General features: G+C 73.1%; 25 protein-coding genes. 13 read left to right on the forward strand and 12 right to left on the reverse strand.

The window, feature by feature from the left end:
* Positions 1-2: 2 nt before the first annotated feature.
* The 6 genes from whiA to secG all read left to right on the forward strand — a co-directional run bounded on the left by whiA (position 3) and on the right by secG (position 5,422).
* Complete coding sequence (gene whiA / locus ACUW6W_RS04195; RefSeq protein ID WP_036315298.1) at positions 3-968, forward strand: DNA-binding protein WhiA; 966 nt, start codon at positions 3-5, stop codon at positions 966-968.
* A 149-nt stretch (positions 969-1,117) separates the two neighbouring features.
* Positions 1,118-1,744, forward strand: a complete 627-nt coding sequence (locus ACUW6W_RS04200) for a superoxide dismutase (RefSeq protein WP_036315296.1) — start codon at positions 1,118-1,120, stop codon at positions 1,742-1,744.
* A 185-nt stretch (positions 1,745-1,929) separates the two neighbouring features.
* A complete protein-coding gene (gap, locus tag ACUW6W_RS04205; RefSeq protein ID WP_041105191.1) occupies positions 1,930-2,940 on the forward strand; it encodes a type I glyceraldehyde-3-phosphate dehydrogenase in 1,011 nt (336 codons plus the stop codon).
* Between the two features lie 107 nt (positions 2,941-3,047).
* A complete protein-coding gene (locus ACUW6W_RS04210) occupies positions 3,048-4,295 on the forward strand; it encodes a phosphoglycerate kinase (RefSeq protein ID WP_049147874.1) in 1,248 nt (415 codons plus the stop codon).
* Positions 4,296-4,297: 2 nt separating this feature from the next.
* Positions 4,298-5,089: a triose-phosphate isomerase gene (tpiA, locus tag ACUW6W_RS04215; RefSeq protein ID WP_036315288.1), complete on the forward strand. Its 792-nt coding sequence runs from the start codon at positions 4,298-4,300 to the stop codon at positions 5,087-5,089.
* 81 nt (positions 5,090-5,170) lie between these two features.
* Positions 5,171-5,422, forward strand: coding sequence for a preprotein translocase subunit SecG (gene secG / locus ACUW6W_RS04220; protein WP_036315286.1), 252 nt, complete (start codon positions 5,171-5,173; stop codon positions 5,420-5,422).
* A gap of 93 nt (positions 5,423-5,515) precedes the next feature.
* On the opposite strand, the gene ACUW6W_RS04225 is transcribed toward secG, so the two are convergent.
* From ACUW6W_RS04225 to tkt, 5 genes are read right to left on the reverse strand one after another with little or no spacing between them, the layout of a single operon-like run.
* A complete protein-coding gene (locus tag ACUW6W_RS04225) occupies positions 5,516-6,457 on the reverse strand; it encodes a glucose-6-phosphate dehydrogenase assembly protein OpcA (RefSeq protein ID WP_036315284.1) in 942 nt (313 codons plus the stop codon).
* Complete coding sequence (gene zwf, locus ACUW6W_RS04230; protein ID WP_036315281.1) at positions 6,454-8,016, reverse strand: glucose-6-phosphate dehydrogenase; 1,563 nt, start codon at positions 8,014-8,016, stop codon at positions 6,454-6,456. The genes ACUW6W_RS04225 and zwf overlap by 4 nt, the downstream gene beginning before the upstream one ends.
* The gene (locus tag ACUW6W_RS04235) at positions 8,006-9,607 is read right to left on the reverse strand and encodes a glucose-6-phosphate isomerase (protein WP_036315278.1); all 1,602 of its coding nucleotides are present in this window, start codon (positions 9,605-9,607) and stop codon (positions 8,006-8,008) included. The genes zwf and ACUW6W_RS04235 overlap by 11 nt, the downstream gene beginning before the upstream one ends.
* 56 nt (positions 9,608-9,663) lie before the next feature.
* A complete protein-coding gene (tal, locus tag ACUW6W_RS04240; protein ID WP_036338557.1) occupies positions 9,664-10,782 on the reverse strand; it encodes a transaldolase in 1,119 nt (372 codons plus the stop codon).
* A gap of 59 nt (positions 10,783-10,841) precedes the next feature.
* Positions 10,842-13,016, reverse strand: coding sequence for a transketolase (gene tkt / locus ACUW6W_RS04245; RefSeq protein WP_095353369.1), 2,175 nt, complete (start codon positions 13,014-13,016; stop codon positions 10,842-10,844).
* Positions 13,017-13,278: 262 nt separating this feature from the next.
* Here tkt and ACUW6W_RS04250 point away from each other — a divergent pair, with 262 nt between their 5' ends.
* Entirely contained in the window at positions 13,279-14,262 is a 984-nt protein-coding gene (locus ACUW6W_RS04250; protein ID WP_049147876.1) for a heme o synthase, read from the forward strand.
* A gap of 87 nt (positions 14,263-14,349) precedes the next feature.
* Here ACUW6W_RS04250 and ACUW6W_RS04255 read toward each other — a convergent pair whose 3' ends face one another.
* Genes ACUW6W_RS04255 through ACUW6W_RS04265 form a run of 3 tightly spaced genes read right to left on the reverse strand, consistent with a single transcriptional unit; the run spans position 14,350 to position 17,147 of the window.
* The gene (locus ACUW6W_RS04255) at positions 14,350-15,366 is read right to left on the reverse strand and encodes a COX15/CtaA family protein (protein WP_049147877.1); all 1,017 of its coding nucleotides are present in this window, start codon (positions 15,364-15,366) and stop codon (positions 14,350-14,352) included.
* 42 nt (positions 15,367-15,408) lie between these two features.
* Positions 15,409-16,185 carry an ABC transporter permease gene (locus ACUW6W_RS04260; protein ID WP_134377164.1) on the reverse strand — a complete coding sequence of 259 codons (777 nt, stop codon included), beginning with the start codon at positions 16,183-16,185 and terminating at the stop codon, positions 15,409-15,411.
* A complete protein-coding gene (locus ACUW6W_RS04265; RefSeq protein WP_230277980.1) occupies positions 16,182-17,147 on the reverse strand; it encodes an ABC transporter ATP-binding protein in 966 nt (321 codons plus the stop codon). The genes ACUW6W_RS04260 and ACUW6W_RS04265 overlap by 4 nt, the downstream gene beginning before the upstream one ends.
* Positions 17,148-17,290: 143 nt before the next feature.
* On the opposite strand from ACUW6W_RS04265, the gene ACUW6W_RS04270 reads away from it, so the two are divergent.
* The 5 genes from ACUW6W_RS04270 to ACUW6W_RS04290 all read left to right on the forward strand — a co-directional run bounded on the left by ACUW6W_RS04270 (position 17,291) and on the right by ACUW6W_RS04290 (position 21,911).
* Positions 17,291-17,983, forward strand: coding sequence for a helix-turn-helix transcriptional regulator (locus tag ACUW6W_RS04270; RefSeq protein ID WP_223247562.1), 693 nt, complete (start codon positions 17,291-17,293; stop codon positions 17,981-17,983).
* Between the two features lie 76 nt (positions 17,984-18,059).
* The gene (sufB, locus tag ACUW6W_RS04275) at positions 18,060-19,532 is read left to right on the forward strand and encodes a Fe-S cluster assembly protein SufB (protein ID WP_036315257.1); all 1,473 of its coding nucleotides are present in this window, start codon (positions 18,060-18,062) and stop codon (positions 19,530-19,532) included.
* A gap of 1 nt (position 19,533) precedes the next feature.
* The gene (sufD, locus tag ACUW6W_RS04280; protein WP_101967463.1) at positions 19,534-20,772 is read left to right on the forward strand and encodes a Fe-S cluster assembly protein SufD; all 1,239 of its coding nucleotides are present in this window, start codon (positions 19,534-19,536) and stop codon (positions 20,770-20,772) included.
* Positions 20,773-20,818: 46 nt separating this feature from the next.
* The gene (gene sufC, locus ACUW6W_RS04285) at positions 20,819-21,583 is read left to right on the forward strand and encodes a Fe-S cluster assembly ATPase SufC (RefSeq protein ID WP_127435201.1); all 765 of its coding nucleotides are present in this window, start codon (positions 20,819-20,821) and stop codon (positions 21,581-21,583) included.
* Position 21,584: 1 nt separating this feature from the next.
* Positions 21,585-21,911, forward strand: coding sequence for a metal-sulfur cluster assembly factor (locus ACUW6W_RS04290; RefSeq protein WP_002855327.1), 327 nt, complete (start codon positions 21,585-21,587; stop codon positions 21,909-21,911).
* 108 nt (positions 21,912-22,019) lie between these two features.
* Here ACUW6W_RS04290 and ypfJ read toward each other — a convergent pair whose 3' ends face one another.
* Entirely contained in the window at positions 22,020-22,967 is a 948-nt protein-coding gene (ypfJ, locus tag ACUW6W_RS04295; protein ID WP_127435200.1) for a KPN_02809 family neutral zinc metallopeptidase, read from the reverse strand.
* Between the two features lie 122 nt (positions 22,968-23,089).
* Between ypfJ and abc-f the strand changes: the two genes are divergently transcribed.
* Positions 23,090-24,688 carry a ribosomal protection-like ABC-F family protein gene (abc-f, locus tag ACUW6W_RS04300; RefSeq protein ID WP_060974284.1) on the forward strand — a complete coding sequence of 533 codons (1,599 nt, stop codon included), beginning with the start codon at positions 23,090-23,092 and terminating at the stop codon, positions 24,686-24,688.
* 30 nt (positions 24,689-24,718) lie between these two features.
* Here abc-f and ACUW6W_RS04305 read toward each other — a convergent pair whose 3' ends face one another.
* From ACUW6W_RS04305 to ACUW6W_RS04315, 3 genes are read right to left on the reverse strand one after another with little or no spacing between them, the layout of a single operon-like run.
* Positions 24,719-25,633: an SURF1 family cytochrome oxidase biogenesis protein gene (locus tag ACUW6W_RS04305; protein ID WP_127435199.1), complete on the reverse strand. Its 915-nt coding sequence runs from the start codon at positions 25,631-25,633 to the stop codon at positions 24,719-24,721.
* Positions 25,630-26,001 carry a hypothetical protein gene (locus ACUW6W_RS04310; protein WP_036336831.1) on the reverse strand — a complete coding sequence of 124 codons (372 nt, stop codon included), beginning with the start codon at positions 25,999-26,001 and terminating at the stop codon, positions 25,630-25,632. The genes ACUW6W_RS04305 and ACUW6W_RS04310 overlap by 4 nt, the downstream gene beginning before the upstream one ends.
* Positions 25,998-26,465 (reverse strand): DUF3099 domain-containing protein, encoded by a 468-nt coding sequence (locus tag ACUW6W_RS04315; RefSeq protein WP_134377165.1) that lies wholly within the window; start codon positions 26,463-26,465, stop codon positions 25,998-26,000. Before ACUW6W_RS04315 ends, ACUW6W_RS04310 begins: the two co-directional genes overlap by 4 nt.
* Positions 26,466-26,492 lie beyond the last annotated feature (27 nt).

The raw sequence follows: 26,492 nt of genomic DNA on the forward strand, positions 1-26,492 counted from the left end.
GCATGGCGCTGACCATGACCCTCAAGGAGGAGCTGGCCCGTGTGCCGGTCGCCGCGACCCCGGAGCGGCGGGCGGAGACCGCGGCGATGCTGCGGTTCGCCGGGGGGTTGCACCTCGTGGCCGGCCGCGTCGTCGTGGAGGTTGAACTGGACCACGGCGCCAGTGCGCGCCGCCTGCGCGCCGCCATCACCGAGCTGTACGGCCTGGCCCCGGAGATCGTGGTGGTCTCCGGCGGCAACCTGCGCCGTGGTCAGCGGTACGTGCTCCGGGTCGTGCGCGGGGGAGAGGACCTCGCCCGGCAGACCGGGCTCATCGACCAGCGGGGACGGCCCGTGCGTGGCCTCGCGCCGGTCCTCGTCAGCGGGACGACGGCGGCCACCGCCGCCGTGTGGCGCGGGGCCCTGCTGGCCCACGGCTCCCTCACCGAGCCCGGCCGCTCGGCGGCCCTCGAGGTGACCACGCCGGGCCCGGAGGCCGCGCTCGCGCTGGTGGGGGCCGCGCGTCGGCTCCGCGTGGCGGCGAAGGCGCGCGAGGTGCGTCAGTCGGACCGCGTCGTGGTCCGCGACGGCGAGGCGATCGCCACGCTGCTCGCCGCCGTCGGCGCGGAGCAGACCGCGACCCTCTGGCGCGAGCGGCGCGAGCGCAAAGAGGTCCGGGCCACCGCCAACCGCCTGGCGAACTTCGACGACGCCAACCTGCGCCGTTCCGCCCAGGCCGCTGTCACGGCCGGGGCGAAGGTGGAGCGGGCCCTCGAGATCCTCGGGGACGAGGTGCCCGACCACCTTCGCTACGCGGGACGGCTGCGCCTCGAGCACAAGCAGGCCTCCCTCGACGAGCTCGGCCGCCTCGCGGACCCGCCGATGACCAAGGACGCCGTCGCCGGGCGCATCCGCCGGCTACTGGCCATGGCGGACAAGCGGGCCGCCGAGCGGGGCATCCCCGGGACGGACGCGGCCTCCGAAGGCTGAGCGCGGGATCACCGTCGACGGGATCTGGCCCCGGCGCTCCGCCCCCGATCACAATGGAGACGGATGGAATACGCCGCCGAGACGCGAGGTTGCCCGAGGTGGAGGCCGAGGGCGTCCTGCCCGCAGCCTCGCCTGACCAAGGAGGAAGCATGACCGAATACACCCTTCCGGAGCTGGACTACGACTACGCCGCGCTGGAGCCGCACATCTCGGCCCGCATCATGGAGCTGCACCACTCCAAGCACCACGCCACGTACGTCAAGGGCGCGAACACCGCCCTGGAGAAGCTGGCCGCCGCGCGTGAGGCCGGCGACTTCGGCTCCGTGAACCAGCTGTCGAAGGACCTCGCCTTCAACCTGGGCGGGCACACGAACCACTCGATCTTCTGGAAGAACCTCTCGCCGGAGGGCGGCGACAAGCCGACCGGCGAGCTGGCCGCCGCCATCGACGAGTACTTCGGCTCGTTCGACCAGTTCCAGGCCCACTTCACCGCCGCCGCCCTCGGCATCCAGGGCTCCGGCTGGGCCGTGCTGGCCTACGAGCCCATCGGCGGCAACCTGGTGATCGAGCAGTTCTACGACCAGCAGAACGGCGTGCCGGTCGCCACCATCCCGCTGTTCCAGCTGGACATGTGGGAGCACGCCTTCTACCTCGACTACCAGAACGTCAAGGCGGACTACGTCAAGGCGATCTGGAACATCGTGAACTGGGCCGACGTGCAGGCCCGCTTCGAGGCCGCCCGCGCCGGCGCCTCCGGCCTGATCCTCCCGGCCTGATCCACACCGCGCACCGGGGCGCTGACGTCGTGGCCCCACGACGTCAGCGCCCCGATGCGGGGAGGGGCTCGGCGCTCCGGCCCTGTCCCCACCGCGCGCCCGGACCGGGCGCGACCGCTCGACCGTACCGCCCCGGACCCACCGCCACGGGGACCACGCAACGCGAACTAACGAGAGAGACCACCATGACCAAGATCGCCATCAACGGCTACGGCCGCATCGGACGCAACATCGTGCGCGTGCTCAGGGACCGCGGCCACGAGAACCTCGAGCTGGTCGCGGTGAACGACCTCGCCGACCCCGAGGACCTGTTCTGGCTGACCCAGTACGACACCATCCTGGGCCGCTACCCGGGCGAGCTGGAGCGGACCGAGAAGGGGTTCCGCATCGACGGCCGCGACGTCGCGTTCTTCCAGGAGGCCGACCCGACGAAGCTGCCGTGGGGTGAGCTCGGCGTGGACCTGGTCATCGAGTGCACCGGCATCTTCACGACCGGCCCCAAGGCGCAGGCCCACCTCGACGCCGGGGCCAAGAAGGTCCTCATCTCCGCTCCCGCCAAGGAGGTCGACGGCACCTTCGTGATGGGTGTGAACGAGCACACCTACGACGCGGAGACGATGCACATCGTCTCGAACGCCTCGTGCACCACGAACTGCCTGGCCCCGATGGCGAAGGTCCTCAACGACGAGTTCGGCATCGTGGACGGCATCATGACCACGATCCACGCGTACACCGGCGACCAGAACCTGCACGACAACGTGCACAAGAAGGATCGCCGTCGGGCGCGCGCCGCCGCCCAGAACATGGTGCCCACCTCCACGGGCGCGGCCAAGGCCATCGGCGAGGTCATCCCGGAGCTGAAGGGCAAGCTCGACGGCTTCGCCATGCGGGTGCCCACCATCACCGGCTCGGCCACCGACCTGACCGTGGAGCTGACGCGCCACGTGGAGGTCGAGGAGATCAACGCGGCGTTCAAGAAGGCCGCGGAGTCCGGTCCGCTGCAGGGCCGCCTGGTCTACTCGGAGGACCCGATCGTGTCCTCGGACATCATCACCTCCCCGGCGGCGTGCACCTTCGACGCCCCGCTGACCAAGTCCATCGGCCAGACCGTGAAGATCATCGGCTGGTACGACAACGAGTACGGCTACACCTCCCAGCTCATGGACTTCGCAGACCTCATCGGCTCGAAGCTCTGAGCCCGCACGGCGCCCGACGGCCCGGGCCGACGGTTCCTCCGTCGGCCCGGGCCGTCCGCCTAGACTGCACCGTGAACCGACCCCGCTCCGGCACCCCAGGAGGCATCATGCCCGCACCGACCCTCACCGATCTGCTCGAGGCCGGCGTCGCCGGCCGCACCGTGCTCATCCGGTCCGACCTGAACGTCCCGCTGGACGGGGACACCGTCACCGACGACGGCCGCATCCGGGCCTCGCTGCCCGCGATCCGGGACCTGGCCGAGGCCGGTGCGCGCGTGATCGTCATGGCCCACCTGGGCCGCCCCAAGGGTGAGCCGGACCCCGCGTACTCCCTCCGTCCGGTCGCCGCGCGCATGGCCGAGCTGCTGGGCGCCGACGTCGCCCTGGCCGCGGACGTGACCGGGGACGACGCGCGCGCGAAGGCCGCCGCCCTGCAGGACGGCCAGGTGCTGTTGCTGGAGAACGTGCGCTTCGACGCCCGCGAGACCTCCAAGGACGATGCCGAGCGCGCCGCGCTGGCCGGCGAGATGGCGGCGCTGGCCGGCGACGACGGCGCCTACGTGGGCGACGCCTTCGGCGCGGTCCACCGCAAGCACGCCTCCGTGTTCGACGTCGCGGCACAGCTGCCGGCCCACCAGGGCCCGCTGGTCGCCGCCGAGCTCGAGGTGCTCACCCGTCTGACCGAGTCCCCGGAGCGGCCCTACGTCGTCGTGCTGGGCGGGTCGAAGGTCTCGGACAAGCTGGCCGTGATCGACAACCTGCTGGACAAGGCCGACACGCTGCTGATCGGCGGCGGCATGCTCTTCACGTTCCTCAAGGCGCAGGGCCACGAGGTGGGCGCCTCCCTGCTCGAGGAGGACCAGCTCGACACCGTCCGCGAGTACCTGCGCCGCTCCGAGGCCGGGGCCGCCCGCATCGTGCTCCCCACGGACATCGTCATGGCCTCCGGCTTCGCGGCCGACGCCGAGCACGAGGTCCTGGCCGTGGACGCCCTCACCTCGGGCGCGCACGGCGCGTCCGCCATGGGCTTGGACATCGGCCCCGAGACGGCCCGGGCGTTCGCGGAGCAGATCCGCGGCGCCCAGACCGTGTTCTGGAACGGCCCCATGGGCGTGTTCGAGTTCCCGGCCTTCGCGGAGGGCACCCGGGCGGTGGCCCGGGCCCTCACCGAGGCCTCCGCGGCCGGCGGCCTGTCGGTGGTCGGCGGCGGCGACTCCGCGGCGGCCGTGCGCACGCTCGGCTTCGCCGACGACGCGTTCGGCCACATCTCCACCGGCGGCGGCGCCTCCCTCGAATACCTCGAGGGCAAGGAGCTCCCGGGCGTCACCGCCCTGGCCGGCGAGGGGCGGGCGTGAGCATGGCGGAGCAGACCACACGCGTGCCGCTGATCGCGGGCAACTGGAAGATGAACCTGGACCACCTCGAGGCCGTCACCCTGGTGCAGCGCCTCACGTGGCTCCTCACGGACGCGGACCATGACCAGGAGGCCGTGGAGGTCGCGGTGTTCCCGCCCTTCACGGGCCTGCGGGCCGTGCAGACGCTCGTCACCGGCGACCGCCTGGACCTCGCCTACGGCGCGCAGGACCTCTCGCCCGAGGACGCCGGCGCCTACACGGGCGACGTCTCCGGCGCGTTCCTGGCCGCGCTGGGGTGCCGCTACGCGATCGTGGGCCACTCCGAGCGTCGCACCCTCCACGGGGAGGACGACGCGCTCGTCGCGCGCAAGGCCGCCGCGGCCCTGCGCCACGGCCTCACCCCGGTGATCTGCGTGGGCGAGGGCCTGGAGGTGCGCCAGGCCGGCCGGCACGTCGAGCACACGCTCGCCCAGCTGGAGGGCTCGATCGCGGGCCTGTCGGCGCAGGACGTGGCCGGCGTCGTCGTCGCCTACGAGCCCGTGTGGGCGATCGGCACGGGCGAGGTCGCCGGCCCCGAGGACGCGCAGCAGATGTGCGCGGCCCTGCGCGCCCGCGTGGCCGCACTGCACGGCGACGACGTCGCCGCCGGACTGCGGATCCTCTACGGCGGCTCCGTGAAGTCCTCCAGCGCGCCGGCGCTGCTGGCGCAGCCAGACGTGGACGGCGCCCTCGTGGGCGGCGCCAGCCTCGACGCGGACGAGTTTGCTAAGATCGTCCGGTTCGACCAGGCCTGATCCGTCCGGCCCGACCGACCGCATTCTCCGTGACGGCCCCGGCGCGCGCCGGGGCCGCACCTCGACCCGAGGAGCCCTCCCGTGGACGTCCTGACCCTGGCCCTGCAGATCCTCGTGGTCGTGCTCAGCGTGGTCATCGTGCTGCTCATCCTGCTGCACAAGGGCCGCGGCGGCGGCGTCTCGGACATGTTCGGCGGCGGCGTGACCAGCTCGATGAGCTCCTCGGGCTCCGCCCAGCGTCTGCTCACCCGCCTGACCGTCGGCTCCGTGGTCGCCTGGGGTGTCGTGATCGCCCTGCTCGGCGTCCTGCCGCGTCTGACCATGGAGTCCTGAGGCCGCCCCGCCGGGCCCCGACGCGAACGCCCCGCACGGAAGATCCGTGCGGGGCGTTCGCGCGTCCCGGACCGGTGGGGCGCCGGGGGCCCCTCAGCGTTCGGAGGCCTGCACGGGGGAGAGGTCCGTGCGCGGCAGGCCCTGGTGGAGCACGGCGCCGAAGACCTCGTCCGGGTCCAGGCGGCGCAGCTCCTCGGCCAGGCAGTCCTGGATCGTCCGGCGTGGCAGGGAGATGCGCTGCACCGGCCGGCCCTGCTGATAGAGCCGGGCCACCTGCGACTGCGAGCGGGAGAGCACCACGTCCCCGTCCGTGCACCGCAGGCGCACCGCACGGATCCCGTGGCCGACCTTCGAGTGCGCGATCGTCACGGGCACCTTCAGGGTCAGGGTGAGCCACGCCGCGAGCAGCATGGTGCTGGGGGAGTCCGGCGCCCCGTCCACCGTCACCGAGCGCAGGGTGGCCACGTCGAGCGTGTCGAAGATCCCGGCCACCTGGATCCGCCACAGCGTCAGGCGCGTCCAGGCCAGGTCGGTGTCCCCCTCATGGTGGCCCGCGCGCAGAGCCCACAGGGCGGGCTCGGCCGCGGACGCCGAGGCCGTGTCCGTGATCCGGCGGTGGGCCAGGCGACCGAGCGCCGTCGCCGAGGGGACCCCGGGTGGCACCCCGGGCCACCACACGACGATGGGCGCATCGGGCAGGAGCAGCCCGGAGACGAGCGACTCGTCGGCGTGGGCGTTCTCCCCGGCGCACCACAGCACCACGACGTCGGAGGCGCCGGCGTCGCCCCCGACCCGGATCTCGGCGTCCAGGCGGGTGGGGGCCGCGGGGTCGCCCAGGGCCAGGACGACGATGCGGCACGGGTGTTCGAGCGAGGCCGCGTTGGCGGCCTGGACGGCGGACTCGATGCCGGCGTCGTCCGTGCTGATCACGAGCGTGAGGACGCGGCCGAGGGCCACGACCCCGCTCTTCTCGCGCAGCTGCGTGATGCGCTTGGCCACCTGGGAGGTGGTGGTGTCGTGCATGCGGATCTTCACGGGCGCCTCCAGCTTCGTCCGTCGCGGGCCATGAGGGCGTCGGCCGAGGGCGGTCCCCACGTGCCCGGGGCGTAGGGCTCGGGCTGGGTGCCCAGGCTCGCCCAGTGCTCCTCGAACGGGTCCACGATCCGCCAGGACAGCTCCACCTCGGCCTGGCGCGGGAACAGCGGCGGCTCCCCGAGGAGCACGTCGAGGATGAGACGCTCGTACGCCTCGGGGGAGTCCTCGGTGAAGGCGTGGCCGTAGCCGAAGTCCATCGTGACGTCGCGGATCTCGGTCTGCGTGCCGGGCACCTTGGACGCGAAGCGGATGGTGACGCCCTCGTCCGGCTGCACCCGGATGACGATGATGTTCTGCCCGAACTCGTCCCCGTCGTGGACGGGGAACAGCAGGTGCGGGGGCTTCTTGAAGACGACGGCGATCTCCGTCACCCGCCGGCCGAGGCGTTTGCCGGCCCGCAGGTAGAACGGCACGCCCTGCCAGCGCCGCGTGCGGATGCCCACCTTGAGCGCGGCGTACGTCTCCGTGACGGACGCCGGGTTGAAGCCCTCCTCGTCGAGGAATCCCGTGACCCGCTCGCCGCCCTGCCAGCCGGAGGTGTACTGGCCGCGGGCGGAGGCCGCCGCGAGTCCCTCGGGCGTGTCCGGGACGGTCACGGCCTCGAGGACCTTCTCCTTCTCCGCGCGCAGATGGTCCGCGTCGAACGAGATCGGCTCCTCCATCGCGGTGAACGCGAGCAGCTGCAGGAGGTGGTTCTGGATGACGTCGCGCGCCGCGCCCACGCCGTCGTAGTAGCTCGCCCGTCCACCGATGCCGATGTCCTCGGCCATCGTGATCTGGACGTGGTCCACGTGCTCCGCGTTCCAGAGCGGCTCGAACATCCGGTTGGCGAACCGGAACGCGAGGATGTTCTGCACCGTCTCCTTGCCGAGGTAGTGGTCGATGCGGAACACCGCGTCCGAGGGGAAGACGCGCTCGATCACAGCATTGAGCTCCTGCGCGCTGGCCAGGTCGTGGCCGAAGGGCTTCTCGATGACCACGCGGCGCCACGGGCCCTCGGCCGGCTGCGACCGGTCGGCCAGGCCCTGGTCGGCCAGGTGGCGGGAGACGGCCTCGAACCAGTCCGGCGGGATGGAGAGGTAGAACGCGGTGTTCCCCCGCGTGCCGCGTGAGGTCTCGAGCTCGGCGAGCACCTCGTCGAGACGGACGTAGGCAGCCTCGTCGTCGAACGCGCCGGAGACGAAGCGCAGACCGCCCTGGAACTGGTCCCACACGGTCTCGTCGAACGTGGTCCGGGAGGAGGCCTCGACGGCGGCGCGCACGTAGTCGGCGAACTCCTCGTCGGACCAGCTGCGGCGACCGAAGCCGACGAGGGAGAACGCCGGCGGCAGCAGGCCGCGTTGGGCCAGGTCGTACATGGCCGGCAGGAGCTTCTTCTTCGCCAGGTCGCCCGTCACGCCGAACAGCACGAGCGCCGACGGGCCCGCGATGCGGGTCAGGCGCCGGTCACGGGGGTCGCGCAGCGGGTTGCGGGGGGCGGTCCGGGACTCACCGGCCACGGACGGCGCTCCTCAGGGCCTCGATGCCCGCGTCGCGGCGGCGCAGGTGCAGGGTGACCACGGGGCGGCCGAGATCGCCCAGCACCCGGGCGTCGCCCGCTGCCTGCGCGGCGATGAGCCTGCCCAGGGAGAACGGGCGGCCGGGCACCTCGAGGTCCAGGCCGGCGTCGCCGGTGATCTGCAGGAACACGCCGACGGCCGGGCCGCCCTTGTGGAACTGTCCGGTGGAGTGCAGGAACCGCGGACCCCAGCCGAACGTGACCGGGCGGCCGACCAGGTCCGCCAGGTCCGCGCGCAGCTCCTCGAGCTCGGCGTCGTCATGACGGGAGAGGTAGGCGTGGACCGCCAGGTAGCCGCCCTCGGGCACCAGTGCCGCCGTGGCGCGCAGCACGCCGGCCAGGTCCGGGGCAGAGGTCACGGACGCCGGGCCGGAGACCTCGACACCCTCCACCTCGCCGTCGGCCGGCCGCTCGGCGGCGGGGCCGTCCAGCAGGGTGCGGGCGGCGGCCTTGGCGGCCTCCACGTCCGGCTGGTCGAAGGGGTTGATCCCGAGCAGGCGGCCGGCCACCGCGGTGGCCACCTCCCACAGCAGCAGCTGGGCGCCGAGCGAGCCGGCGACCTGCACGCCGTGGCCCGGGGCCGCGACGTCGTCCTCGCCGACGAGCTGCACCTGCAGCAGGTCGGGGGCGTCCCACACGGTCTCGGGGTCGCCGGGGGCGACGACGACGGGCAGCAGCCCGGTGCCGTCCTTGCCCGTGGACTCGGCGATCAGCTGCTCGATCCAGGCCGGCAGTCCGGCGATGCCGGACCCGTGGTCGGCGAAGACGAGCTTGTCGCGCAGCGGGCGGGTGCCGCCCAGGGCCGCGCCGAGCTGCAGGCCCGGGTTGTCCTCGTCGTCGGCGATCAGCAGGTCGAGCACGGCCTCCGCGTCGTCCAGCAGGGCCGCGACGTCCACGCCGGCCAGGCCGGTGGGGACCAGGCCGAACGCGGTGAGGGCCGAGAAACGCCCGCCCACGGTCGGGTCCGCGGTGAAGACGGCGCGCCAGCCGGCGGACTCGCACGCGGCGTGCAGCGGTGAGCCCGGGTCCGTGACGGCGACCAGGCGGGTGCGGGGGTCGATCCCAGCGTCGCGGAACGCGGCCTCGACGACGCGGCGCTGCGAGTCGGTCTCCACGGTGGAGCCGGACTTGGAGGAGACCACCAGCACGGTTCGCTCGAGGTCGCGCTCGAGGGCGCGGGAGACCTGGAGCGGGTCCGTGGAGTCCAGGACCTCGAGCTCGACGCCGGCCGTCGCCGCGATCACCTCGGGGGCCAGGGACGAGCCGCCCATGCCCGCCAGGACCACGCGGTCCACGCCCTCGGCGCGCAGCTCCCGGGTCAGCTGGGCGATGTGCGGGACGAGGGCGCGGGAGTCCTCGAACAGGTCGATCCAGCCGAGCCGCTTGGCGGCCTCGTCGCGGGCCGGCGCCCCCCACAGGTCGGCGTCCTGCGCCCCGAGGCGGGAGGCGACGCGGTCCTGGAGGAGGGCGGGCAGATGGCGGTCGATCGCCTCGAGGGCGGCTCCGGTGGCGGTGAGGCCGAGGGTGCTCATGGGGGGTCCTTCCGTGCGCGTGGCGAGCGGGCGGCGGGGTCGGGGGGCGGGTGCGGTCAGCGATGGGCGTCGAGCCCGGAGCGGACCGAGCCGAGCAGCTCGTCCCACGCGGCCTCGAACTTCTCCAGGCCCTCAGTCTCCAGCACGTCCACGACGTCCTGGTAGGACACGCCTGCCGCGCCGACCGCGTCGAGCAGGGCATCGGCCTCGGCGTAGGCGCCCGTGACGGTGTCCGCCGCAATCACCCCGTGGTCGGCGACCGCCTCGAGGGTCTTCTCCGGCAGGGTGGTCACGGTGTGCGGTGCCACGAGTTCGGTGACGTACAGCGTGTCCGGCAGGGCGGGGTCCTTGACGCCGGTGGAGGCCCACAGGGGCCGCTGCACGGGGGCGCCGGCCGCCTCGAGCAGGCGCCAGCGCTCCGAGTCCAGGGCCTGCTCGAAGGCTCGGTAGGCCAGGCGCGCGTTGGCGACGGCGGCCCGGCCGGTCAGCGCCTCGGCCTCGGGGGTGCCGATCGCGCGCAGCCGCGCGTCGACCTCCGTGTCCACACGGGAGACGAAGAAGGAGGCCACCGAGTGGAGGCGGCGGACGTCGTGCCCGTTCGCCCGGGCCTTCTCCAGGCCGGTGAGCCAGGCGTTGAGCACCCGGCGGTAGCGGGGCAGGGAGAAGATCAGGGTCACGTTCACGCTGATGCCCGCGCCGAGCACGTCCGCGATGGCGGACAGGCCCTCCACGGTCGCGGGGATCTTCACCATGAGGTTGGGACGGTCGACGGCCGCCGCCAGCTCGCGGGCCTGCGCCACGGTGCCGGCGGCGTCGCGGGCCAGGCGCGGATCGACCTCAAGGGAGACGAAGCCGTCCGCCCCGCCGGTGCGCTCGTGGACGGGCGCGAGCACGTCGGCGGCGCGGCGCACGTCCTCGGTCGTCAGGGCGACGACGGCCTCGTCCACCGAGGCGCCGGCCGCGGCGAGTTCGCGCAGCTGTCCCTGGTAGGCGCCCGCGTCCGCGAGGGCGACCGCGAAGATGGACGGGTTCGTGGTGACGCCGGTGACCGAGCGGGTGGCGATCAGCTCTTCGAGCGTGCCCTCGTCCAGCCGCGTGCGGGAGAGGTCGTCGAGCCAGATCGACACACCGGCCTGGGCCAGCGCGGCGGTGTTCGGGTTCTGCGGGGTGCTCATGGTCTGCGGGTGCCTTCCCTTCGGGGTGGACGTGCTCGGGGCGCCGTGGGCGCCGGGCCTCAGAGGAGGCCGCGGGTCACCTCGGCGACGTGCTCGCCAGTGAATCCGTACTTCTCCATCAGGCGGGCGCCGTCGGCCGACTCGCCGTAGTGCTCGAGGCTCACGCGGGCGCCCGGGGAGGAGGCCGTCACCGTGTGCTCGAACCACGGCATCGCGATGCCGGCCTCGACGGAGACGCGGACCGGGGCGTCGGGGCCGTCGGGCAGGACCTCGGCCCGGTAGGCCTCGTCCTGCTCGGCGAACCACTCGAGGCAGGGGGCGGAGACGACGCGGGTCGGGACGCCGTCGGCCTGCAGCAGCGCGCGGGCCCGCACGGCCACGGAGACCTCGGAGCCGGTCGCGATCAGCAGCGCGCGGGCCGGCGTCGGCGCGCCGTCGGCATCCGTGGCGTCGATGAGGACGTAGGCGCCGCGGGCCACGCCCGAGGCGGGGGCGAAGCCGTCCGTGTCCCGGGGGAGCACGGGCAGGCTCTGCCGGGACAGGACGAGTCCGGCCGGGCGGTCCCGGTGCTCGAGCACCGTCCGCCACGCCCACGCGGTCTCGTTGGCGTCGGCCGGGCGGACGACGTCGAGCCCGGGGATGGCCCGCAGGGCGGCCAGGTGCTCCACCGGCTGGTGCGTGGGGCCGTCCTCGCCGAGGCCGATGGAGTCGTGCGTCCACACGTACGTGCTCGGGGTGCCCATGAGGGCGGCCAGGCGGACGGCGGGGCGCATGTAGTCGGAGAACGTCAGGAACGTGCCCATGTAGGCACGGGTCAGGCCGCCGATCGTGATGCCGTTGACGATCGCCCCGGCCGCGAACTCGCGGACGCCGAAGTGCAGGGTGCGGCCGTACTCGTGGCCCTGCCACGTGGCGGTGGAGCGGCGGGCCGGGATGAAGGAGGGCTCGCCCTTCATGGTGGTGTTGTTCGACCCGGCGAGGTCGGCCGAGCCGCCCCAGAGCTCGGGCATGACCGGCGCGAGGGCCGTGAGCACCTCTCCGGAGGCCGCGCGCGTGGCCAGGCCCTTCTCGTCCGCGTCCCAGGACGGGAACGCGTCCGCGAAGCCAGCGGGCAGCTCTCGTCCGGCCAGTCGGTCGTACAGCCGCGCGTTCTCCGGGTTCGCCTCGCGCCAGGCCTGGAACGCCGCCTCCCAGCCGCGGCGGTACTCTGCCGAGCGCTCGGCGATGGACCGGGCGCGGGCCAGGAGCTCGGGGTCGACGTCGAAGGTCTTGGTCGGGTCCAGCCCGAGGCTCTCCTTGAGGCCGGCGACCTCGTCCGTGCCGAGCTTGGAGCCGTGGATGCCGCCGGTGTTCTGCTTCGTGGGGGAGGGCCAGCCGATCACGGTGCGCAGCTTGATCAGCGAGGGCCGGCCGGTCTCGGCCTTGGCCGCGACGAGGGCGTCGTACAGGGCCTCCACGTCCTCCGTGTACTCGGTCACGGCGTGGCCCTGGGCGCCGTTGGTCCAGTCGACCTCCTGCACGTGCCAGCCGTAGGCCTCGTAGCGGCGGACCACGTCCTCGGTGAACGCGATGTCCGTGTCGTCCTCGATCGAGATGCGGTTCGCGTCGTAGACGACGACCAGGTTCCCGAGCTCCTGGTGCCCGGCCAGCGAGGAGGCCTCGGCGGCGACGCCCTCCTGGATGTCCCCGTCGGAGGCGAGCACGAACACGTGGTGGTCGAACGGGGAGGTGCCGGGGGCGGCGTCGGGGTCCATCAGCCCGCGCACGCGGCGCTGCTCGTACGCGAAGCCGACGCCCATCGCCAGGCCCTGGCCCAGCGGACCCGTGGTCACCTCGACGCCGTGGGTGTGGCCGTACTCCGGGTGGCCCGGGGTCCTGGATCCCTCGGTGCGCAGCCCCTGGATGTCCTCGATCTCGAGCCCGGCGCCCGCGGCGAACAACTGCAGGTACTGGATGAGCGAGGCGTGGCCCGCGGAGAGGATGAAGCGATCCCGGCCCTCCCAGCGGTCGTCCGTGGGGTCCAGGTGCATGACGTTCTGGTACAGCTGCCACGCCACGGGGGCCAGCGAGATCGCGGTGCCGGGGTGGCCGTGCCCGGCCTTCTCCACGGCGTCCGCCGAGAGCGCCTTGAGCGTGTCCACCATCCGGCGGTCCTGCTCCGAGTAGACGAACCCGCGGGCCGGGGCCACCCGGTCCAGGGTCGGGGGGGTGGACGGCTGCGCGGCGTCGGTCACGGGTTCTCTCCTGGCGGATCGGGAGCGTCGGGGTGCGGCCCCGGCCGACGCCGGGGCGTCGCGGCGCGGGGCCGTCGTCCCAGCCTAGCCGCGCGACGGCGGGGCGGGCCCGACCGGGCGCCTCATGACATGCTTCGCCCCCGGGCGAACAGCCGTTGACACGAGTAGACTGGGTCAAGGCCTGACCGCAGGCGGACCGCCCGAGTGGCCGATCCGAACCCCGGGACGGGCACGCCCACCGTCCCCTCACCGTGAGAAGCAGATGTCATCCTCCCTGGAGTCGCCGTCCGCCGCCCGCGTCGCCGCCGCCGAGCCCGGCGTCGTCGACCGGTCCCCGCTGCCCCTGCGCCGCAAGGTCCGGGCGTACGTCGAGCTGACGAAGCCCCGGGTGATCGAGCTGCTGCTGGTGACCACGCTGCCGACCATGATCTTCGCGCAGCGCGGCTTCCCGGACGTGCTCACCATGATCGCCACGCTCGTCGGCGGTGCGCTCGCCGCCGGCGCCTCCGGCACCTTCAACTGCTACATCGACCGCGACATCGACCGGGTCATGAAGCGCACCGAGAACCGGCCGCTCGTCACCGGCGAGGTCACCCCCCGCGAGGCCCTCGTGTTCGCGTGGGTGCAGACGGTCGTGTCCATCCTGATCCTCGGGTTCGGCGCCAACTGGCTGGCGGCCGGCCTGGGCGTGGCCGCCATCTTCTTCTACGTGGTCGTGTACTCGCTCGTGCTCAAGCGCCGCACGGAGCAGAACATCGTGTGGGGCGGCATCGCCGGCTGCTTCCCCGTGCTGATCGGCTGGGCGGCCGTGCGCGAGACCGTCGAGTGGCCGGCCATCGTGCTGTTCCTCGTGGTCTTCCTGTGGACGCCCCCGCACTACTGGCCGCTGTCCATGAAGTACAAGCGCGACTACCAGCAGGCCGACGTGCCGATGCTCGGCGCCATCGCCTCCGCGCGCCACGTCTCCAACCAGGTCGTGCTCTACGCGTGGGCCACCGTGGCGTGCTCCCTCCTGCTCGTGCCGATGGGCTGGGCCGGCATCGTCTACACCGCGGTCGCGCTCGTCGTCGGAGGCTGGTTCATCTGGGAGTCCCACGTGCTGCAGGTGCAGGCCCAGCGCGAGGACTTCGAGGACCGCAAGGCCATGAAGGTCTTCCACCTCTCCATCACCTATCTGACGCTGCTGTTCATCGCCCTGGCCGTGGACCCGTTCGTGGGTGCGCCGCTGATGCACTTCGGCGCCTGACCTCGGGTCCGCCCCGGGCGCTCCCCGGGACGCAGACGACGACGGCCCCGCACCAGCCGGTGCGGGGCCGTTCGCGTGCGCGGGGTGTCAGCCCGCAGCGACGGTGCGCGCGGGCGTGGCGGTCTCGACCGCGGCACCGGGTCCGGCCGTGACGTAGCGGGCGACCTGCCGGTCCCAGGCCTCCGTCGCCGACGCCACGAGCAGTGCCGAGCCGAGCATGTGCAGCAGGACCACACCGATCGGCAGGCCCGTGAAGTGCTGGGTGTAGCCCACGGCGGCCTGGAACACGAGGGCGAGCAGGAGCCGCAGCACGGCGGCGCGCTGCAGGCGGGAGGCGCCGGCCGCGCGGCGCACCGTGAAGAACAGGACCAGGGCGGCCGCCAGGAGCAGGTACACCGGGACCACGTGGGCACGCGTGACCAGCAGCGGGTCGAACTCGTGGCGCGGCGAGCCGGGGTCGCCGGAGTGCGGGCCCGTGCCGGTCACCACGGTGCCCAGGTACACGGCGGCCCACGTCAGCGCGAACGCCGCCCAGGCGGCGGCACGGGACCGGCCGGTGGTGGCGCCGTCCACGAGGGGCACCCCCGCCCGGCCGGCACGGCGCTCGGCGGCGATGCGCACCACGAGCAGGGTCGCCACGGCCACCATGATCGAGGACACGATGAAGTGGCCGGCCACCCACCACGGGTTCAGATTCGTCAGGACCACGACGCCGCCCACGAGGGCCTGCGCGGGAATGCCGGCCAGCAGGCCCACGGAGAGCCAGAAGGGGCTCCGGTGGGTGCCGCGCAGGTTCCACAGGGACAGGAACATGGCGGCGGCGATGACCACCAGGACGAACGTCAGCGTCCGGTTGCCGAATTCGATGTAGCCGTGGATGCCCATCTCCGGGGTGTTGGTGAGGGACTCGGGCGAGCACTTGGGCCACGTGGGGCAGCCCAGGCCGGAGCCGGTGAGGCGCACGGCGCCGCCGGTGACGATGATGCCGATCTCGGACGCCAGTGACGCCACGGCGAGGGCCATGGTGGCCTTCGAGAGGCGCTGCGGCAGACGGGCGGCGAGTCCGGCCGGGGCGGTCCGGGCCGCGGGGGTGGTGGTGGACACGGTGTCCTTCCGATCGTTCGATGCAGGGGGACGGGGAACGGCTCAGGGCCGCCAGCGGAACCAGCGGAGCGCGGCCGCGACGGCCACGGCGCCCCACAGGGTGAGCACGAGCAGGGGGACGGGCGACCAGGCCCCGTCCAGGAGGGCGGCCCGCAGGGCCGTGCCCAGCGCGCCGGAAGGGAGCAGGCCCACGCCGGGGACCCGGGCGGGGAACACCGTGCCGCCGACGGCGCCGAACAGCACCCACAGCAGGTTGGCGACGGCGAGGGTCGCCTCCGGCCGGGCCGTGCCGGCGAGCAGCAGCCCGAGGGCCGTGAAGGCGGCGGCCCCCAGTGCGAGGGCGACCAGGGCCGGCAGGATCCCCTCGGGGTCCGGACGCCACCCGAGCGCCAGGCCGACGCCGCCGATCACGCTCACCTGCACCAGCAGGAGGGCCACCACCGCCAGGGCCTTGCCGGCGACGAGGCCGAGCGTGCCCAGCGGGGTGGTGGCCAGGGCGGCGAGCACGTCGTAGCGACGCTCGAAGCCCGTGGCGATCGCGGTGGCCGTGAACGCGGAGCTGATCACGGCCAAGGCGAGCACGCCGGGCACGGCCACGTCCAGGCCCGATCGGCCCGGGGCGTCGAGCAGGCCGGTGACGTGCACGCCCACGAGCGCGAGCAGGGGCAGCACCACGGTCACGAGCAGCTGCTCGCCGTTGCGCAGCGCGGTGCCGGTCTCGTAGCCGGCCTGACGCAGGACGCGGGCGGCCAGCGGGGCGGCGCCCGCGTGGGCTCCGGTGCCGGCCGGGGCGCGGTGGTCGACGACGGGCGTGCTCATGCGGCGGTCTCCCGGAGGATCTGCTCGAGGCGCAGTCCGGCGCGCTCGAATCGGGTGGGCATCAGGGCGTGCTCCCGCCAGCTCGCCGCGAGGACGGCCAGGTCGTCCGGGCCGCGGACGCCGGCCACGCGCAGGCGGGCGGACTCGCCGAGGCCGGCCGCGCGCAGCGGCGCGGGCAGGGTGTCCGCCCAGGCGCGGACGGCGTCGGGGGAGGCGTCGCCGAAGTCCACGTCGACGACGTCGCCCTCGGCCACGCGCGTGAGCTCGGACAGCGGGCCGGAGCGCACCACGCGGCCGGCGCGCAGGATGGCGACGTCGTCCGCGAGCCGCTCGGCGTCGTCGAGCAGGTGCGTGGTCAGCAGCACGGCGGCGCCGCGGTCGGTCTGTTCCCGCACGACGTCGTGCACGACGGGCCGGGTCTCCGGGTCGAGGCCCGCGGTGGGCTCGTCGAGGAACAGCATGTCCGGCCGGCCGACGAGGGCGGCCGCGAGCGCGACGCGCTGGCGCTGGCCGCCGGAGAGGCGGCGCAGGGGGCGGCCGGCGACCTCGGCGATCAGCAGGCGCTCCAGCAGCGGCTCGACGGGCAGCGGGTCGCGGTACAGGGACGCCACGTGGCCGACGAAGCGGCGGGCGGGGATCGCGGGCGGCAGGCCGCCCTCCTGCCACATCACGCCGATGCGGGCGCGCAGGTCGGCGGAGGCCCGCCACGGGTCTGCGCCGAAGACGCGCACGGTGCCGGCGTCGGGCCGGTCCATGCCGTGGCAGAGGCCGAGGGTGGTGGACTTGCCGGCCCCGTTGGGGCCGAGCAGCACCGTGACGGCGCCGGCACGGGCGGTGAGGTCGACGCCCCGCAGGACGGGGGTGCGGGACCGGCCGCGGCCGAGGCTCCGGTGGACGTCGCTCAGGCGCAGGACGGGCTCGTCGCGCGGCACGGGATCCGGGGTCAGGGGAGGTCGGGGCACTGTGCCAGTCTAGTCCTCGGGCCCTGCGACCCCGGCTCGTGGGGCCGGGGGTGCCCGGGCCTGCGGCGGGTTCCGCCGCGGGCGTCATCAAGCCAGGTGAGCCTCACTTGAACCGTTCCAGATCAATAGGTCATGATGGCGTGGTGTATTCGGATCAGTCTGCGTCGCCCCCCGCTCCGGCCCCGGCCGAGGGCACGCGCGAGCGTGTGCTGCAGCTGGTCCTGACGCGTGGACCCGTGAGCGCGGCCGAGATCGGCCGCGAGCTGGAGCTGACCGCGGCCGCCGTGCGCCGCCATCTGGACGCGCTCGAGGAGGACTCGCTCGTCGAGGTCAAGCGGGTCACCGCGGCCCGCGGCGCGGGACGGCCCTCCCGTCGCTACGTGGTCACCTCGCACGCGCAGGAGCACCTGCCCAAGGACCACCTCGCCGTCGCCCTGGACACCCTGGCCCGCCTCGAGGAGCTCGGCGGGGAGGAGGAGGTGCGCCGCACCGCGCGCCACGCCTTCCGGGAGATCGAGGAGCGCTTCACGGCCGCCGTCGACGGCCGGGAGACCGCGCTGCAGGACCGCACCCGGATCCTCGCGCGGGTCCTCGACGAGGCCGGCTACGCCGGCACGCTGCGCCACTTCGGCGCGGGCCTGGCGCCCACCCTCCGCGCGGACCAGGTCTGCCAGGGGCACTGCCCGTTCCAGGGAATTCCCGCCCGCCATCCGGAGTTCTGTGAAGAGGAGACCGCGCTGTTCGCCCGCCTGCTCGAGGTGGACGTGCGCCGGCTCTCGACCCTCGCCGCCGGCGCCCACGTGTGCACCACACACGTGCCGCTGGGCCGCGACTGAGCCGCGCGGGCCACGCCCCGGCTCCCGCCGACCACCCGACCGACCCCGACCGCAGTGACTAGTGAGAGAGGCTGAGATGACCGACCAGATCGTCCAGCGGGACTCCGCGGAGACCGCCGACCCCGGCGTGATCCAGGAGATCCTCGACAAGAACCCCGAGCTCAACGCCATCGGCGCCTACCAGTACGGCTGGGCCGACTCCGACGCGGCCGGCGAGAAGGCCGTCCGCGGTCTGAACGAGGACGTCGTGCGCGACATCTCCGGCAAGAAGGACGAGCCGGAGTGGATGCGCGACCTGCGCCTCAAGGCCCTCAAGTACTTCGAGCGCAAGCCGATGCCGGCGTGGGGCCCGGACCTGTCCGGCATCGACTTCGACAACATCAAGTACTTCGTGCGCTCCACCGAGGGCCAGGCCAAGACCTGGGAGGACCTGCCCGAGGACATCCGCAACACCTACGAGCGCCTGGGCATCCCCGAGGCCGAGCGCGAGCGTCTCGTGGCCGGCGTCGCCGCCCAGTACGAGTCCGAGGTCGTCTACCACCAGATCCGCGAGGACCTGGAGGAGCAGGGCGTCGTGTTCCTCGACACCGACACCGCGCTCAAGGAGCACCCGGAGATCTTCGAGGAGTACTTCGGCACCGTGATCCCGGTCGGCGACAACAAGTTCGCCTCCCTGAACACGGCCGTGTGGTCCGGCGGCTCCTTCGTGTACGTGCCCAAGGGCGTGCACGTGGAGATCCCGCTGCAGGCCTACTTCCGCATCAACACGGAGAACATGGGCCAGTTCGAGCGGACGCTGATCATCGCGGACGAGGACTCGTACGTGCACTACATCGAGGGCTGCACCGCCCCGATCTACCAGTCCGACTCGCTGCACTCGGCCGTCGTGGAGATCGTGGTGAAGAAGAACGCCCGCGTGCGCTACACCACCATCCAGAACTGGTCCACGAACGTGTACAACCTCGTGACCAAGCGCGCCGTGGTCGAGGCCGGCGGCACCATGGAGTGGATCGACGGCAACATCGGCTCCAAGGTGACCATGAAGTACCCGGCCGTGTACCTGACCGGCGAGCACGCCACCGGCGAGACCCTCTCCGTCGCGTTCGCGGGCAAGGACCAGCACCAGGACACCGGCTCCAAGATGGTGCACATGGCCCCGCACACGAACTCCTCGATCGTGTCCAAGTCCGTGGCCCGCAGCGGCGGCCGCGCCGCCTATCGCGGCCTGGTGCAGATCGCCGAGGGCGCGAACGGCTCCGCGAACTCGGTGGTGTGCGACGCCCTGCTCGTGGACACGGTCTCCCGCTCCGACACGTACCCGTACATCGACATCCGCGAGGACGACGTGACCCTCGGCCACGAGGCGACCGTCTCGAAGGTGTCCGAGGAGCAGCTCTTCTACCTCATGAGCCGCGGCATGTCCGAGGACGAGGCCATGGCCATGATCGTGCGCGGCTTCATCGAGCCGATCGCCCGCGAGCTGCCCATGGAGTACGCGCTCGAGCTCAACAAGCTGATCGAACTGCAGATGGAAGGATCGGTGGGCTGACATGACCGACACCGTGGAGAACACCCAGCGGACCATGATCCCGGGCATGGGCGAGGAGGGCGAGAAGCTCACCGTCGCGCAGAACCCGGCCGCCCGGGCCGGGGGCCGGGAGCGCAACGCCGCGGGCTCGCGCGCCGATCGCCTCAGCTCCTTCGAGCTGTCCGACTTCCCCGTGCTCACGGGGCGCGAGGAGGACTGGCGCTTCACCCCGCTCAAGCGCCTGGGCGGGCTGCACCTGCCCGAGGGCGACGACGCGCGCCTGACCGGTGCCGCGCCCGCCGTGGCCGTGGCCGAGCAGGCCGGCGTCACGGTGGAGACCGTGGCCCGCGACGACGCCCGCGTCGGCTCCGTCCTGACCCCCGACGACCGCGTGTCCGCCGCGGCCTGGAACTCGGTCTCCGAGGCCACCGTCGTCACGATCTCCGGCGAGGTCGCCGAGCCGGTGCGCATCGACGTCGTCGGCTCCTCCGCCGACCCGGCCGCGATGCACCTGACCGTGCTCGTGGAGGAGAACGCGCAGGCCGACGTCGTGATCGCCCACCGCGGCACCGCCGTGCTGGCCCAGAACGTCGAGTTCGACGTGCGCCGCGACGCCCGCCTGAACGTGGTCGCGCTGCAGGCCTGGGAGGGCGATGCCGTGCACGTCTCGGCCCAGCAGGCCTCGGTCGCCACGAACGCGCACTTCAAGCACGTGGCCGTGTCCTACGGCGGCGGCGTGGTGCGGCTGACCCCGACCGCGCGGTTCGCCGCCGAGCGCGGTGAGGCCGAGATGTACGGCCTGTACTTCGCCGACGCCGGGCAGCACCTCGAGAACCGCCTGTTCGTGGACCACAACCAGCCGGACTGCGTCTCGAACGTGCTCTACAAGGGCGCCCTGCAGGGCACGGACGCGCGCACCGTGTGGGTGGGCGACGTGCTGATCCGCAAGGAGGCCGAGGGCACGGACACGTACGAGAAGAACCAGAACCTGCTGCTCTCCGACGGGGCGCGCGCGGACTCGGTGCCGAACCTGGAGATCGAGACCGGCGTGATCGAGGGGGCGGGCCACGCGTCCGCGACCGGCCGCTTCGACGAGACCCAGCTGTTCTACCTGATGGCCCGCGGCATCCCCGAGACCGAGGCCCGCCGCCTGATCGTGCGCGGCTTCCTCAACGAGATCATCCAGAAGATCGGCATCGGCGACGTCGAGGACGAGCTGACCGCCGTCATGGAGGACGAGCTCCGCATCGCGCAGCTCTGACCGACGCCCCGCAGACCCCACCGCCTTCCACCCGAGGAGAACCACCATGGCAACCCTGCAGATCACCGACCTGCACGTGCAGATCGCGACCGAGAACGGCCCCAAGGAGATCCTGAAGGGCCTCTCCCTGACCATCGAGACGGGCGAGACCCACGCGATCATGGGCCCGAACGGCTCCGGCAAGTCCACCCTGGCCTCGACCATCGCCGGCCACCCGCGCTACGAGGTCACCTCCGGCTCCATCACCCTCGACGGTGAGGACGTCCTGGAGATGGGCGTCGACGAGCGCGCCCAGGCCGGCCTCTTCCTGGCCATGCAGTACCCCGTGGAGATCCCGGGCGTCACCATGACCAACTTCCTGCGCACCGCCAAGACCGCGCTCGACGGCCAGGCCCCCTCGCTGCGCACCTGGACCAAGGACGTCAAGGGCGCCTTCGAGGCCCTGCAGATCGACCCGGCGTTCATGAACCGCAACGTCAACGAGGGCTTCTCCGGCGGCGAGAAGAAGCGCGCCGAGATCCTCCAGCTCGAGCTGTTCAAGCCCAAGTTCGCGATCCTCGACGAGACCGACTCCGGCCTCGACGTCGACGCGCTGCGCATCGTCTCCGAGGGCGTCAACCGCGCCCAGGCGCAGAACGAGATGGGCACCCTGCTGATCACCCACTACACGCGGATCCTCAACTACATCAAGCCGGACCACGTGCACGTGCTGGTGGACGGCCGCGTCGCCGAGTCCGGCGGCCCGGAGCTCGCCGAGCAGCTCGAGGCCGAGGGCTACGCCCGCTTCGAGAAGGCCGCGGCGGGGGCCTGAGATGACGGAGACCACGAACCAGGCGCCCACGGAGGACATCCGTGAGGCCCTCAAGGACGTGATCGACCCGGAGCTGGGCGTCAACGTCGTGGACCTGGGCCTGCTCTACGGGCTGCACTACGCCGACGACGGCGCGCTGCTCGTGGACATGACCCTGACCACCGCGGCCTGCCCGCTCACGGACGAGATCGAGGACCAGGTCTCCCGCGCGATCGGCACCATGGTGGACGAGTGGCGGCTGAACTGGGTCTGGATGCCCCCGTGGGGCCCCGAGCGGATCACCGAGGACGGTCGCGACCAGATGCGCGCCCTCGGCTTCAACATCTGATCCGGCCCGGACCACGACGGCGGCCCGTCACCTTCGCGCAGAAGGTGACGGGCCGCCGTCGTGGTGGGGGAGTGCGGACGGGCCGGCAGGCGCCCCGGCGCTCCCGGCTCAGATGTCCAGGGAGGAGGCCCGGAAGGTGTCGCACTGGCGGATGTCGGGCTCCTGCTGGGAGCTCTGGTAGCCGCGCATGAACCAGGCCATGCGCTGCTCCGAGGTGCCGTGCGTGAACGCCTCGGGGTCCACCCGGCCGGTGTGGGTGGACTGGATGCGGTCATCGCCCACGGCGGAGGCCGCGTCGATGGCCTGGCGCAGCTGGCCCTGCGAGATCGGCTTCAGGAACGGCGCACCGGACTCGGGGTCCACGGTGGAGGCGGCGTGCCCGGCCCACATGCCGGCGAAGCAGTCGGCCTGCAGCTCCGCGCGCACGGCGCCGGAGGTGGGGCCGGTGGTCCCGTCCTTCGAGTGCTGCAGGTAGCCGGTCACCTGCTGGACGTGGTGGCCGTACTCGTGCGCCACGATGTACTCCTCCGCCAGCGGTCCGCCCTCGGCGCCGAAGTCGGTCTGCAGCGTCTCGAAGAACGCGGTGTCGAAGTACATGGACTCGTCCGCCGGGCAGTAGAACGGGCCCGTGGCCGAGGAGGCGCTGCCGCAGCCGGTGCTCACGCCGCCCTGGAACAGGGTGAGCTGCGGCTGGCGCCACTGGATGTCCGAGAACTGCGCGAGGTACTCGCCCCAGAACTCGTCCGCGGCCTCGGTGGTCGCGACGACGCGGCAGTCGGTGTTCTGGTTGGCGTCCGCACCGCTGGCGCACTCCTCGTCCGAGAGGGGCTGGCTCTGGCCGCCCGAGCCCGTCTGCTGCTGGTACTGGCTCTGGCCGACGGACCCGCCACCCGTGTCGATCCCGAGCTGCTCGGCCAGCCCGGGGGCGAAGATCGCGAGCAGCACCGCGAGCAGGCCGCCGCCACCGCCGATGGCGATGCCCCGGCCCCCCAGCCCGCCGCCACCGCCCGATCGGGCCCGGCCGGCGTCGATCTGCACGTTCTCGTTGAAGCTCATGGGGCCAGAGTGTAGACGGACTAGACTGGCCCGGCACCGCGCTGGCCCCCGCCCGTCGAGATCGGCCGGGCCCCGCCGATGCACCCCTGTTCCCCCCTCGACCCTTGGAGTCTGACACCCCCATGCTGACCGTCACCGATGTCGAACTGCGCGTGGGCGCCCGTCTCCTCATGGACGAGGTGAACTTCCGCGTGGACAAGGGGGACAAGGTCGGCCTCGTGGGGCGCAACGGCGCCGGCAAGACGACGCTGACCAAGGTGTTGGCCGGCGGCGGGCAGCCCACGGCGGGCACCGTGACCCGGACCGGGCGCATCGGCTATCTGCCCCAGGACCCCAAGGTCGAGGACATGGACCAGTCCGGCCGCGACCGCATCCTCTCCGCCCGCGACCTGGACCAGACCATCCGGCGCATGCGCGAGGCCGAGGCCGGGATGGCCGCCGTCGACGACGCCGAGCGGGAGCGGGCGATGAACCGCTACTCCCGCCTGGAGGCGGAGTTCGAGGCCCGCGGCGGCTACGCGGCCGAGTCCGAGGCCGCCCGGATCACGTCCAACCTCGGCCTGCCGGACCGCGTGCTGGACCAGCCGCTGCACACCCTCTCCGGCGGCCAGCGCCGCCGCGTGGAGCTCGCCCGCATCCTCTTCTCCGACGCGGACATCATGCTGCTGGACGAGCCCACCAACCACCTCGACCACGACTCGATCGTGTGGCTGCGCGACTACCTGAAGACCTACTCCGGCGGCCTCCTGATGATCTCGCACGACGTGGAGCTCATGGAGATGACCGTGAACAAGGTCCTCTACCTGGACGCGAACCGGCAGACCATGGACGTCTACAACATGACGTGGAAGAACTACCTCGCCCAGCGCCAGCAGGACGAGGCGCGCCGCCGCCGGGAGTTCGCCAACGCGGAGAAGAAGGCCTCGGCCCTCATGGCCCAGGCCGAGAAGATGCGTGCCAAGGCGACCAAGGCCACCGCCGCGCAGAACATGATCAAGCGCGCCGAGCGGCTCATGCGCGGCGTCGAGGGCGAGCGCGCGGTCGACCGCGTGGCCGCGATCCGCTTCCCCACCCCGCAGGCCTCCGGCAAGACGCCGCTGCGCGCCGAGAACCTCTCCAAGTCCTACGGCTCGCTCGAGATCTTCACGGGAGTGGACCTGGCGATCGACCGCGGCTCGCGCGTGGTGATCCTGGGCTACAACGGCGCCGGCAAGACGACGCTGCTGCGCATGCTCGCCGGGGAGGAGACCCCGGACACCGGCGAGGTCCAGGCGGGCCACGGGCTCAAGCTGGGCTACTTCGCCCAGGAGCACGACACCCTGGACCAGGACGCGTCGGTCCTGGACAACATGCGCCACGCCGCCCCGCAGCTCGGCGACACCCAGGCGCGCACGCTGCTCGGATCGTTCCTCTTCCAGGGCGACGACGTCGACAAGCCCGCCCGCGTCCTCTCCGGTGGCGAGAAGACCCGCCTGGCGCTGGCCACGCTCGTGGCCTCGAGCGCGAACGTGCTGCTGCTGGACGAGCCCACGAACAACCTCGACCCCGCCAGCCGCGAGGAGATCCTGAACGCGCTGCAGCAGTACGAGGGCGCCGTGGTGCTCGTGACCCACGACGAGGGCGCCGTCGAGGCGCTCGACCCCGAGCGCGTGGTGCTGCTGCCGGACGGGGTCGAGGACCTCTGGAACGACGACTACAGGGACCTCATCACCCTCGCCTGAGTGCGCGGGCCGCCGAGGCGGAGGGCGGGCTCAGTCGAAGAGCGCGTCCTCGGCCTCCTCATCCGTGAGCCGCCCGTCGCGCCGCCGGACCGGCTTGGCGCGGGGGACCCGGTGAGCGGAGAGCAGCCCGTCGTCCGCGGCGTCGTCGAGGGCGTCGGCCCGGTCGTTGCGGGCGCGCATCCACGCGGAGTACCCCCACACCCCGAAGCCCATGGCCGCGAACAGGTACCACTGGATCGCGTAGGACAGGTGCGGGCCCTCGTCGAGGGTGGGCTCGACGAGCTTCTGCGGCATCGGCTCCACCGCCGGGTCCTCCGTGACCATGATCCCGTAGGCCGTCCCGGCCACGGGCCCGCCCACGGTGTCGGCGATCTCGGCGAGGTCGATCGAGGGCACCTGGCCCTCCGGGGCGTCGCGGTCCAGGGCCGGCTCCCCGGGCTTGACCCGCACCACGACCTCGGCGTGGCCGGCGGGCGGGGCCGGCACGGCGTCCGGCTGACCCGGACTGTTGCCCACCGGGAGCCAGCCGCGGTCCACCACGACGACGGGGCCCTCGTCCGTCCGGAACGGCACGAGCACCTCGTAGCCGGGCTGGCCGGCCCGGGGGCGGTTGCGGACGATGAGCGTCTCGTCGACGAGGTACTCGCCGGTCAGTGTCACGGGCGTCCACTCGTCGTCGGTCTGGAACGCGGTGAACAGCCGGGAGGCCTCGGCGAACGGAACCGGGTCGTCGTCGTAGTTCTCCAGGACGCGGTTGACGCGGTGCTGGACCTCCACGCGGCGGTCCCACTGCCACTGCGCGAGCGCATGGCACAGGAAGGCGAAGAGGACGCACACCACGAAGCCGAGGATCCACGGGCCGGTGGCGAGGAAGCCGAAGCGCAGGGCAGGAAGGCGTTCGGCGTCGCGGGCGGTCGGGTCCGTCATGGGGGCGGGGGTGCTCATGGGCGCGGGGGCTCCTGCGGGGTCTCGGGCGTGTCGACCTCGGGCGCCTGCGTGGCGGCCGGATCGAGCGGGCGGGAGCGCCGCAGGAAGCCGCGGGCGCTCAGGAAGTCGTCCAGGAAGGGCCGATGGTCCGTGCAGGCCAGCCAGGTCTTCACGCGGTCCGGGGCGTGGACGCGCGGGTTGTTCCACTCCAGGGCCCAGGCGGCCTCCGCGGTGCAGCCACGACGCGAGCAGACCGGCCGCTCGGGCCCGTCCACGGCGGCGTGCGGGGATCGGGCAGTGGAGGCACCGGCGGCGGGGTCAAGGCGGCCGGACGCGAGGGCGCCCAGCAGGTCCATGCCCGGCTCACCCGGGACCGCGCCGATCACGCGCCGCCCCGTCCGGGCAGGCCGGGACTGCCGGCGGACGAGGACCCTCGGCCCAGCGCCCGTGGCGCACGGTCGCGCGGGTCGTCCACGAGGTCGCCGGTGAGCACGACCGGCTCGGGCGCCGCCGCGTCGTCGGGGCGGGGGGTCAGGGCCGGTCCCTGGGCGGGCACGGCGCGCAGGGTGCCGGCCTGCTGCGGGCCGGTGTTGTTCACGCGCACGACGGCGACGTAGGGCAGCACGACCGCGCCGAGGATGAACCCGAGCTGCCACCAGCCGTGGGTGAAGAGCGCGGCGACGAAGCAGGCGGTGCGGAGCAGCATCTGGACCAGGTAGACCCTCATGCGCGCCTCCCGGTCCGCGCTGCGGCCGGCGGCGGCGGTGGTGACCCCCTGGACCTCCGGTGTCGCCCCGCGCCCGGCGTGGGCGGGACGGCCGGCTCGGGAGCCGGCGGCGGAGCTGGTCATGGCGCATCCTCCTGGCACGTCGCGCCC

The sequence above is a fragment of the Micrococcus sp. 093350064-1 genome, from assembly GCF_053627955.1.

What these genes read in the sequence shown, in the direction of transcription:
- whiA (WP_036315298.1), top strand. Translation starts at nt 3, where the DNA reads ATGGCGCTGACCATGACCCTCAAGGAGGAGCTGGCCCGTGTGCCGGTC.
- ACUW6W_RS04200 (WP_036315296.1), top strand. Translation starts at nt 1,118, where the DNA reads ATGACCGAATACACCCTTCCGGAGCTGGACTACGACTACGCCGCGCTG.
- gap (WP_041105191.1), top strand. Translation starts at nt 1,930, where the DNA reads ATGACCAAGATCGCCATCAACGGCTACGGCCGCATCGGACGCAACATC.
- ACUW6W_RS04210 (WP_049147874.1), top strand. Translation starts at nt 3,048, where the DNA reads ATGCCCGCACCGACCCTCACCGATCTGCTCGAGGCCGGCGTCGCCGGC.
- tpiA (WP_036315288.1), top strand. Translation starts at nt 4,298, where the DNA reads ATGGCGGAGCAGACCACACGCGTGCCGCTGATCGCGGGCAACTGGAAG.
- ACUW6W_RS04235 (WP_036315278.1), bottom strand. Translation starts at nt 9,607, where the DNA reads ATGAGCACCCTCGGCCTCACCGCCACCGGAGCCGCCCTCGAGGCGATC.
- tal (WP_036338557.1), bottom strand. Translation starts at nt 10,782, where the DNA reads ATGAGCACCCCGCAGAACCCGAACACCGCCGCGCTGGCCCAGGCCGGT.
- ACUW6W_RS04250 (WP_049147876.1), top strand. Translation starts at nt 13,279, where the DNA reads ATGTCATCCTCCCTGGAGTCGCCGTCCGCCGCCCGCGTCGCCGCCGCC.
- ACUW6W_RS04260 (WP_134377164.1), bottom strand. Translation starts at nt 16,185, where the DNA reads ATGAGCACGCCCGTCGTCGACCACCGCGCCCCGGCCGGCACCGGAGCC.
- sufB (WP_036315257.1), top strand. Translation starts at nt 18,060, where the DNA reads ATGACCGACCAGATCGTCCAGCGGGACTCCGCGGAGACCGCCGACCCC.
- sufD (WP_101967463.1), top strand. Translation starts at nt 19,534, where the DNA reads ATGACCGACACCGTGGAGAACACCCAGCGGACCATGATCCCGGGCATG.
- sufC (WP_127435201.1), top strand. Translation starts at nt 20,819, where the DNA reads ATGGCAACCCTGCAGATCACCGACCTGCACGTGCAGATCGCGACCGAG.
- ACUW6W_RS04290 (WP_002855327.1), top strand. Translation starts at nt 21,585, where the DNA reads ATGACGGAGACCACGAACCAGGCGCCCACGGAGGACATCCGTGAGGCC.
- ypfJ (WP_127435200.1), bottom strand. Translation starts at nt 22,967, where the DNA reads ATGAGCTTCAACGAGAACGTGCAGATCGACGCCGGCCGGGCCCGATCG.
- abc-f (WP_060974284.1), top strand. Translation starts at nt 23,090, where the DNA reads ATGCTGACCGTCACCGATGTCGAACTGCGCGTGGGCGCCCGTCTCCTC.
- ACUW6W_RS04305 (WP_127435199.1), bottom strand. Translation starts at nt 25,633, where the DNA reads ATGAGCACCCCCGCCCCCATGACGGACCCGACCGCCCGCGACGCCGAA.
- ACUW6W_RS04315 (WP_134377165.1), bottom strand. Translation starts at nt 26,465, where the DNA reads ATGACCAGCTCCGCCGCCGGCTCCCGAGCCGGCCGTCCCGCCCACGCC.